The 7357-nt window shown below is 56.8% G+C and carries 10 protein-coding genes; 8 read left to right on the top strand and 2 right to left on the bottom strand.

Annotation, left to right across the window (positions count from 1 at the left end; all coding sequences use genetic code 11):
- The 5 genes from NFX52_RS28810 to fliE form a co-directional block, all read left to right on the top strand.
- Positions 1-189: hypothetical protein (locus tag NFX52_RS28810; RefSeq protein ID WP_252635945.1), on the top strand; the 189-nt coding region annotated here is incomplete at its 5' end.
- Positions 190-297: 108 nt separating this feature from the next.
- A complete protein-coding gene (locus NFX52_RS28805; RefSeq protein ID WP_055401381.1) occupies positions 298-984 on the top strand; it encodes a heavy metal response regulator transcription factor in 687 nt (228 codons plus the stop codon).
- Positions 981-2387: a heavy metal sensor histidine kinase gene (locus NFX52_RS28800; RefSeq protein WP_055401383.1), complete on the top strand. Its 1407-nt coding sequence runs from the start codon at positions 981-983 to the stop codon at positions 2385-2387. Before NFX52_RS28805 ends, NFX52_RS28800 begins: the two co-directional genes overlap by 4 nt.
- Positions 2380-3642, top strand: coding sequence for a type II restriction enzyme NmeDI-related protein (locus NFX52_RS28795; RefSeq protein ID WP_055401385.1), 1263 nt, complete (start codon positions 2380-2382; stop codon positions 3640-3642). The genes NFX52_RS28800 and NFX52_RS28795 overlap by 8 nt, the downstream gene beginning before the upstream one ends.
- A gap of 240 nt (positions 3643-3882) precedes the next feature.
- Positions 3883-4191, top strand: a complete 309-nt coding sequence (gene fliE / locus NFX52_RS28790; protein WP_055401387.1) for a flagellar hook-basal body complex protein FliE — start codon at positions 3883-3885, stop codon at positions 4189-4191.
- Positions 4192-4323: 132 nt separating this feature from the next.
- Here the strand turns inward: fliE and NFX52_RS28785 are convergent, their stop codons facing one another.
- Entirely contained in the window at positions 4324-4851 is a 528-nt protein-coding gene (locus tag NFX52_RS28785) for a DUF4148 domain-containing protein (RefSeq protein WP_055401389.1), read from the bottom strand.
- 90 nt (positions 4852-4941) lie between these two features.
- Positions 4942-5313: a hypothetical protein gene (locus tag NFX52_RS28780; protein WP_082437598.1), complete on the bottom strand. Its 372-nt coding sequence runs from the start codon at positions 5311-5313 to the stop codon at positions 4942-4944.
- A 371-nt stretch (positions 5314-5684) separates the two neighbouring features.
- Between NFX52_RS28780 and NFX52_RS28775 the strand changes: the two genes are divergently transcribed.
- The 3 genes from NFX52_RS28775 to NFX52_RS28765 all read left to right on the top strand — a co-directional run bounded on the left by NFX52_RS28775 (position 5685) and on the right by NFX52_RS28765 (position 7078).
- Complete coding sequence (locus tag NFX52_RS28775; protein ID WP_055401393.1) at positions 5685-5957, top strand: hypothetical protein; 273 nt, start codon at positions 5685-5687, stop codon at positions 5955-5957.
- A 342-nt stretch (positions 5958-6299) separates the two neighbouring features.
- Complete coding sequence (locus NFX52_RS28770; protein ID WP_055401394.1) at positions 6300-6641, top strand: four-helix bundle copper-binding protein; 342 nt, start codon at positions 6300-6302, stop codon at positions 6639-6641.
- Positions 6642-6661: 20 nt separating this feature from the next.
- Positions 6662-7078 (top strand): DUF305 domain-containing protein, encoded by a 417-nt coding sequence (locus NFX52_RS28765; protein ID WP_238385734.1) that lies wholly within the window; start codon positions 6662-6664, stop codon positions 7076-7078.
- The last annotated feature ends 279 nt before the right edge of the window (positions 7079-7357 follow it).

Raw genomic sequence — 7357 nt, 5'->3', positions numbered from 1 at the left:
TCGGGTGGGTTTGCGCGAATGCTCGAATCCGTTGTCTTGATCTGCGGCCATTGCCAAGGTCTGCTGCTTCATCTGCGGATAACGTTTGACCCCTCTCAATGGTGGACCTTAATCAGCGTTGCCTTAAGTCGTGAAAGCCAAGAATTTCTCATAGATTCACCATGCGTTTTGATGCAACGCATTGTGTGAGTTATTAGCTTCCAAAGACATAACGGATTGATTACATATTTGTCATGTTCAAGAAAGGCATAAATCTCCGGGCACACTGGCGACCTCTTGTAGCGCCAAGGAGGTCTCGTGAAGATACTGATCGTTGAGGACGAAATCAAAACCGGGGAATACCTGCGCCAAGGCTTGCGTGAAGCGGGATTCAACGCTGATCTGGTTCACAACGGTGTCGATGGCCTGCGTCTGGTTCAAGAGGAGGATTACGATCTCGTGATCCTGGATGTGATGCTTCCTCGGATGGACGGCTGGCAGGTCCTCACCAATATGCGTCGTCGAGGCCTTGAGATGCCCGTGTTATTTCTCACGGCAAAGGACCAGGTTCAGGATCGCGTCAAAGGCCTAGAGTTGGGCGCAGACGACTATCTGGTCAAGCCGTTTTCTTTTGCCGAATTGCTGGCAAGGGCACGGACCATACTGAGGCGCGGCCGCAGTGGCGCCGAGGTGACTATTCTGCAGGTGGCAGATCTTGAACTGGACCTTCTGCGGCGTCGAGTCAGCAGGTCCGGCAAACGCATCGACCTCACACCCAAGGAATTCGGGCTGCTGGAGCTGCTGATGCGTCGCCAAGGGGAGGTTTTGCCTCGCTCTCTGATCGCGTCGCAGGTGTGGGACATGAATTTCGACAGCGATTCCAACGTGGTCGAGGTGGCAATGCGCAGGCTTCGGGCCAAAATTGACGATGCCTATGACGCCAAGCTGATTCAGACGGTGCGAGGCATGGGTTATGTGCTTGAGGCACCCCAGGAGAATGTGTGATAGCTCGGTACTCGCTCACGACACGACTGACAGTCTTTTTTACGCTGGCTTCCGGGCTCGTGCTTGTTGGCCTGGGGACACTTGTTGCCATTTCCATTGACCGGCATTTTGTGGAACTGGATCGCGATGCCCTGCGCGACAAGATCCACCTCACACGTGAGGTGATAGGAAAATCCACGTCACCTGAAGACCTCAAAATGCGTCTGGACGACGTCTTGCACAGCCATGAGGGCCTTTTTGTCAGCGTTTTCCGTGACAAGGACCCGCTTTACGCGACCACGGGTTTCCAGTTTCCACAGGACCTCATCGCCCAAACCCAGAAAGCCCGCTTGGGGGTCGCATCCTGGCAGACCAATGACCGCGAGTACCGAGGGATGTCCGAATCCGTATCGATGCCGGGCGCCTCTCAAGCACCGCTCCAGATTTGGGTCGCGTTGGACATCGCACACCACAAGCATTTCATGCAAGGCCTGATTCGGGTGCTCGTGGGTTACGTGGCATTGGCAACGCTGGTGGCTGGGATCCTGGGCTGGTGGGCTGCAAAGAATGGCTTGGCGCCCCTTCGGACAATGCGGTCTCGCGCGATGGCGATCACGGCGCAGCGGCTGGACGATCGGATGCCAACTCAGGAGTTTCCGGTGGAGATGGCAGACTTGGCTACAACCCTCAACGAGATGCTCCGGCGCTTGAAAGAGGAGTTTGATCGCTTGTCCGAGTTTTCTTCGGATCTGGCCCACGAGTTGCGTACGCCGATCAACAACCTGATGACGCAGACACAGGTCACGCTCAGCCAGCCTCGCTCCTGCGGGGAGTATCAGGACATACTGGCCTCTAACGCCGAGGAGTACCAGCGTCTGGCCCGCATGGTGGCGGATATGTTGTTCCTGGCGAAAGCCGACCACGGACTCATTCTTCCCAGTACGGAAAAAATTGCTGTCCACGACGAAGCACAGGCCCTGTTTGACTTCTACGAGGCCCTTGCCGAAGAAAAGCAGGTCGGTCTGCAGCTTATTGGGGCGGCAGAGATCACTGGCGATCGGTTGATGCTGCGCCGGGCGCTGAGCAATCTCCTGTCCAACGCCATTCGCTATACCCCCCCTGGAGAACAGGTGGTCGTTGACATTCAAGGGGACGTTCACGGAACCACCGTGGATGTAGTCAACACTGGACCTTCCATCGACGCGCAGATGATCCCCCGCCTTTTCGACCGCTTCTTTCGGGCAGACAAGTCGCGCAAGCAACTGGACTCCGACGGTGCGGGCTTGGGCTTGTCCATCACCCAGGCGATTGTTCATGCACACCGGGGCCGCATCTCAGTGAGTTCGGCCGATGGCAGGACCTGTTTTTCGATGTATTTCCCCAGTGCACAGACCATTGGCAAGCACTTCACGACAAATGCATGACCCCTTTGCAACCCTTATTGACTGCTGGAAGGCGGATCCGAGCAGCACCTACAACAGCTGGTTCCTGTGGGATCAGAGGATCAAGAACTTCCGCTCCATACGCAGAGGCATTGCACAGGTGGTGGAGGACATCCGGGGAGGAACGTTTGGCAACGCCTACCGAGGCTCCTCGCTGGAGACGATCGTGGGTTCCGTGGCAGAGCAGCGCCAAATTTTCAAAGGTGCGGACCACGCGTTCCTCTGGAAACCCAAGCTGAGGATTCCGGACATCTACGAGAACACGAGTAACCAGCTCGCCTTCGCAGATCTCCTTCACACCTGCGATCACTGCGATTGCGCAGAAGACGTCGTTGCCGCCATACAGCGCATCGATGCAATCGGCATCAAAGGCTTGGGCCCAGCAGTCGCCAACTTGCTGTATTTCATCCACCCAACGCTGCTCTCTCCCTTTAACACTGCCATTGTCAATGGTTTCAACGCAGTGACTGGCGGGCGCGTGAAGCTCGGACGTTGGGACCACTATCTCTCTATGCGGGAGGGCTTGCTGCGCTTGAACGCGCAGTACCGGCTGAAACTATCGAATGATCTCGGTGCGATTGCGGGACTCATGTTTGACATTGGCAGTGGCCGATATGCAGCGCCGCCACAAGCAATGGATGCGGCGACGGCGACACTCTGGCAAGAAGACCTTGAACGTGTGCGGCTGGAATCCACCGCATCGCAACGGGAGATGTCCCAGGCGACCGAAAGCGATGCGACCCACACGGGTATTCAGGCTTCATTGCGCGATCTGGGCAAGTCTCTCGGGTTTGATGTCTGGATAGCGTCCAACGACCGGGGTCGCTCCTACGGCAGCGGCCTTTTGGGAGACGGATGTCTGGCGCAGTTGCCTGCCAGCGTGGACAGGGGACTGGAGTCGATTCGACTCATTGATGTCGTATGGATTGATACTCAGACATCGCAGGTCGCGGCCGCATTTGAAGTCGAGCACACCACGTCCATCTATTCGGGGATCGTGCGAATGCTCGACCTGGCCTTGGGCACGTCGGTTGCAGTCAACTGTGCATTGTTTCTTGTGGCTCCAGACAATCGCAGAGACAAGGTCGCTGAACAACTTCAAAGGCCTGCATTCTCCCGCGTTTCGGAGTTGGGAATCCGGTACCTGCCGTATAGCCAACTGGAGCAGAACCACGCTTTGATGAGCCGTTTTGGTTCCAGTATCAAGCCGCTGCTGGAGATTTCGCAGCGGCTGTGAGACCCGGTTCTTTGGCATGGTGCGGTTCGCCTGGGTCTGGCTCCTTCGGCCTCGGGTTCGATTCACGGCGATGTCGGCAAGATGAAGCGCCTGTTATCCCGAACGGGGGGACTAGCTGGTAATAACTTGCGCTGCGAAAGCTACAGGTCTGGCGCCAGAAACTACGATGGACCATCACCTTGGTAGAGATCTCCAAGGCGGCACTTCGCAAATTCTTCGTCCAACCATGAGGTCCTCGACATGAACGTCACTACCAAGCCATTGGATGCTCTGTCGCCAGTCGGTTTGTTGGGAAACTCTGTGTCCACAGCACCGAGCATCCAAGGGGGCGGTTTTCTAGACGCCATGAAGCAGGCGCTGACAATCACAAGCCAATTGCAAGGTGAATCGGGTCGGCTGAGTCGAGAGGTCACACTTGGCAACCCCACGGTCAGCTTGGAAGGGACCATGCTCGCTGGAGTCAAGTCGAATATTGCGTTCCAGGCGACCTTGCAAAGCCGCAATCGAATTGTCCAGGCCTACACCGATGTGATGAACATGCAGGTCTGATCCTGAGCGAGTTGTAAGACAACGGTCGTGCGCACCTGCTGTCGGGGCCGTGGGCATGCTTTGCATTCAAGCTGGAGGCGGCCCTTTTTTGGCAAGGCTCCTCCAGCTCAGCCGCTGACCCCCTGGGAAAACTCACTGCAACCGTGGCGCCTTGGAGGATTCGTCCGAGGTGGTGGCCATGGCCGCATGCTGCGCTGCGTGATAGCGGTCCGGATAGATTTCGTTGAGCTTGCGGCCGTCTTCGCCCACAGCGACGACTTCGCCTTCGCGGATGGCACGTGCCAGCTCGCTCTTGACCTGGTCACGTGTCTTCAGCGATTTGCCTGTCACGATGGGATAGCGGCCTGACATCAGTTCATTGCGTTTGACGCCGAATTCACCGGCCACCATGATGTCGCCTGTACGGATAGCCTGCTCAAGCTCGTCCCGCACTTGCTCTCGGGATTTGCCGACCTGAGTCGAAGTAGCCACGGGATAGGCGCCAGGATTGATCTGCTTGAGCGTAAGACCCGATTCGCCAAAGGCGAGCATGTCGCCGCTCTGCTGAGCCTGTGCCAATTCAGCACGGACTTGCTCGCGCGTCTTACTGACCACTTGGTCCGAAGCAAATGCAGGGGCTGCGATAAGAGAGAGGACGATGAGGGTGGACTTGAGTTTCATGATGGGATTTCCTTCTTGATAAATGGAGATGGTTTGAGTGCAGCCGCAGGCCGGTCTTGGAGATTCGCGGGAGTGGGGATGGTTCGGGGTTCAGGGCATTTGGCTGGCGTTGACCCAACCTGCCTCGCCTCCGAGATCGCGCATGCCGTCGCTGGTCACGGGATTGCGCTTGGCGGCCTGCAACTCATCCAAGACTTGCTGGCGGGTCTTTGTCAGCTTGGGGCCAGGGACGAGCGGATAAGTAGCCGGGTAACCACGGCTGATCCAGTACAGCGAACCGTCCTTTTGCGCGGCCAGTACGGTGCTTTCGACAGCTTGACGGCTGACTGCGTTGCCCAGGTGGTCGGGGGCCAGACTCACGCCTTCTTCCTGACTTGGGCTTGCGTGGTAGACCGAAGTGGCGAAGGACGCTGTAGCGAATGCAGCGAGACTGGCGACGAGGATGGCAGTACGAATTTTCATGATGGTCTCCTGTGGCGCCGGATGCCCGATATGGTCCATCCAGGTGGCGTTTTTCTGCGCCACGGAGAGAAGTCTAGAACCCGCACCCCTACGAGGCGGTGACCTCCCGATTACGCTTTTGACAGTTTTGGGGCGAGGTGAAAAGTGCAGAGGGATTTGGTTCGAGATACGGTCTATGTCTCCTCACCGGGATGAAGCACCCGATGAACATTGCATGTTCCCTATATTTCGAAAACGTCATCCGCACTTCAGCTTCTCGTTCGTCCCCGTAGCCCAAAATCCTCTTCCACACGCCGCCCATTGATGTCTTGTATCCGCGTGTAGCCGTCGGCCCAGCTGACGTTTTAATGACTGATGAGGAAAGTAAGACCATGTACACAAAGATGATTGTGTCTATGTTGGTCGCAGCAGCGTCGCTGGCGTCTGCGACCACGTTTGCCGCACCTACCGACAATGAGGTGCGCGTTGAGGCGTCGGCCACCAAAGTTGCGACGGAGGATGGAAAAACGCGCTACTGGAGCCATCCAAGATTGGGCATGATCAAAGTCGATGCCGCAGGCCGCATGCTCGCTGCGCGATCAAACACTGGGGAAGCCGAACCATCTGGCGTTCTTTCTGGCATCCGATCGTCGCGTGTGCGCTGACGCCTTGTGGCGTAAGAGGTACCACAGCTGGGCACGTAGTGCACTGCATGGTGGTTACGTCAGCTTTGAAGGGCTGTGATTGGACGGCAGCCGTGCGAATAGGCGTAACAAACAGCCTTGGCGAAGACTACTTGGTCGAATATGACATCTAGATTACGACCCTGAAACCTCTTCGTCATCTTGCACCGAAATTGCGGCAAATTGCTCGAAGGCTGAGTCAATCGTCGGCGCGAGCCTACAGAACCGAATGCTTCTCGCGGCGGAAGATGGATGCTCCTTGCAGCCCGCTGCGTAGGATCAAGTTCAACTTTTTGAGCCATCCAAACCTATCAGGAGATCCAGATGAATCACACCCCGAACCCCTACATGTCTTGCATCAATGCTTGCCGGTCGTGCGCGACGGCTTGCCATCAGTGTTTCGCAGAGTGCCTCAAGGAAGAGGACGTCAAGATGATGGCCCGCTGCATTGCGCTGGACGCGGACTGTGCGGCCGCTTGCAGCTTAGCTGCCGATGTGATGGCGCGCCGAAGCGAATACGCCGAGGCGATTTGTGCGCTGTGCGCGCAGATCTGCAAGGCCTGCGGCGACGAGTGCGCTAGGCACGAAGCCGAGCATTGCAAGGCATGTGCCGCCGCTTGCCACAAATGCGCTCAAGAATGTGCCGCCATGGCCCACGCAGATTGACGCTGTTCAAGGAGCCCACCATGAGAGTTCTGCACCCACCCTCGAAAACCGTCTCGGCAACCGCCTTTCTTGCATGCGCGTTGGTGGTTCCCTTGTCGTTGCACGCCCAGGCTGCCCCACACGCTGGCATGAAAGGCGCTGCCATGGATCAGACGATGCCTGCAGGCAAGATGGACATGAAGTCCATGATGAAAGAGAACAACGACAAGATGGCGTCCGTGAAGATGTCAGGCAATCCCGATGTGGATTTCGCGCAAATGATGCGCATCCACCATCAAGGTGCCATCGACATGGCGCAGAGCCAATTGCGCGATGGAAAAGATCCCCAACTACTCAGCATGGCCCGGGACAATATTACCGCGCAAAAAAAGGAAATCGCTGTGCTGGATGCGTTTCTCGTTCGCAATGGCAATCAACGCACAGCACCCACGAAATAGTTCTCTGTACTCAGCGATCGCTGCCCTGACCCTTGGACCGCTGTCGGGGAATCAGGGCAGCGTTACTCAGACGCCGTTTGCAGTGCGCATGGGGGCTGAGCAGGCACATGATCCACGTCAAGAGGACTTGTCATCAGTTTGACATTGCCACCGTGTTAAGGCAACGCTGATTAAGGTCCACCATTGAGAGGGGTCAAACGTTATCCGCAGATGAAGCAGCAGACCTTGGCAATGGCCGCAGATCAAGACAACGGATTCGAGCATTCGCGCAAACCCACC

This window comes from Acidovorax facilis, from assembly GCF_023913775.1.
Taxonomy (GTDB): Bacteria; Pseudomonadota; Gammaproteobacteria; order Burkholderiales; family Burkholderiaceae_C; genus Acidovorax; species Acidovorax facilis.
This window is presented reverse-complemented; position numbering and strand designations above follow the sequence as displayed.